2 protein-coding genes are annotated in these 1,898 nt (G+C 31.5%); both read right to left on the bottom strand.

Annotated elements, in window-relative coordinates; translation table 4 throughout:
• Positions 1-76: 76 nt before the first annotated feature.
• A complete protein-coding gene (locus N1F73_RS03605) occupies positions 77-1,648 on the bottom strand; it encodes an MAG3960 family lipoprotein (protein ID WP_260360144.1) in 1,572 nt (523 codons plus the stop codon).
• Positions 1,629-1,898 (bottom strand): hypothetical protein (locus N1F73_RS03600; protein ID WP_260360143.1); only part of this gene is annotated, 270 nt, incomplete at its 5' end. The genes N1F73_RS03600 and N1F73_RS03605, both read right to left, overlap by 20 nt.

Raw genomic sequence — 1,898 nt, 5'->3', positions numbered from 1 at the left:
GGCGATGTCCTCTTTCAAACATCTCATATATTCTTCGTGGTCATAAACCACATGCTTTTTCTCTGGCATCCTACTCCTATCTTTTATATTTTCAACCAAATTTATCATTAAATAAATTAATAATCTTGCCTAATCTCTCTTGTGCTAACTCAATCGTAATTAATTGTGGTCTATCAACTCCATCAATTTCCTTAATATCTGCTCAAATTAATTTATATTTCTCAATTGTTTGAGGATTATTAAATCTTTCATTATATGATGATGATGATGATGATGATGCTCAGGTCGCATTACCTAAACCAACTTTTAACGGCAACACAAACTCTTCATATTGCTTTTTAGCTCATTTATAAGTGTCTCTATAATCGACCTTATAACCGTAATTAGTTCCACCACCAAAAAGTTGTAAATTAGGATTATGATCCTCACGACCCATAAAACCCATTGCGTGTTCCAACGCTAAATAATCTAATAATGCCTTCTCGTATTTTTCAATTAAAGCGTAAGTTCCACTATCTAATATATTTAACTCTAAATTCTTATTCTTATCGACAATCGAACCATTTTCCTTAATTTTTTTCGCATTCTCTGCTTCATCATCCACAGCAACAAAATTAATACTATCAGTTAATTTTTTCATTAATCTTAAATAAGCCACTAATAACCTATATTGTGGTACCTGCATTGCCAGCACACTGGAATCATTCAAATACAATCAATCAATTCAATCATTATAAAGCGATTCATTCTCAGCTAATGTTTTCTCATAAAATGCTCTTGATAAAAACATCTCATTATCAAACATATTTCTCAAATAAATATCACGATTTAATTTTCAAACAGCCGAAGGAACTTTCTTTTTCTTACCATTAATGTTTTTGACTTTGGCATCTGCATCCTTAGGCGATATTTCATATCAATAAGGGTCACCAAACTCAATTTTTTTTCGTCCAAATGAAACATTATCACCCATAATCTTTAATCAATCATTATAATGTTTTGAAAACAGACTTGCTCTATCAGTAATTAATCAATCGTTAAGAATATCAATTGCATTATCTTTATTTAAAACATAACTAATTTTTTGTTCTCTATTTTCTTCTTTTTTAAAATCAAAGTCCCCACTAACATCAAGTATTTCCAACAATTTCGTAATTAAAGCATTATATTCTTTCGCACTAATATTTCGCTCATCAGCACTAGAATATTTAATTCCATCACCTTTCTTCACAACCAAGCTTCGCACATAACGACTAACATCAACCAGAGTCGGAAAATCATACTCGTTTAAATTATTAATTCAATAATCACCATAGCTATTTAAAAACTTCTTAAACTCGCTCGCATCATTTTCTAAAACCATATCAGCATAATATCTCTTATTAGCATCATATGTATCTTCTGGTGCAACATTAAATGTCATTCCGTTATAACTAAATTGTCTAACATCTCTGACTTCAACTTCGTTATGTTTTTCATCAGCATCATCTTTGTTTTTTTCTCTTATCGCAATTGTCTGCGTTTTTTTCGACTCATCAGGTTTTGGAATTGGTTCATCATAATGACTTCAAATGCACGAACTAGTCATCACTGGCACCACGCTAAGTCCAGCACCACTTAATAATCATTTAATCTTTTTTTTCATCATCTCTAACTACCTTCACAACTTTAATCACTTTTGTTTGCTCTACTATAATTTTATCTCAATGTCCTCTTTTTTGCTCATAATCAATGACTTCTAATACCTTTTTTCATACTTTGCAGCGATTAATCGATTTAGAATAACTATTTTTCGAACCCCGAAGTCGATAATAAACAACGCCATATTTATTTTTTGCCATAACTATCCTTTCTCAACTCCTCGCACACGTGCACGCATAATGCGCGCTCACACGTGA

Source organism: Mycoplasma sp. HS2188, assembly GCF_025209835.1.
Lineage (GTDB): Bacteria > Bacillota_I > Bacilli_A > Mycoplasmatales > Metamycoplasmataceae > Mycoplasmopsis.
This window is presented reverse-complemented; position numbering and strand designations above follow the sequence as displayed.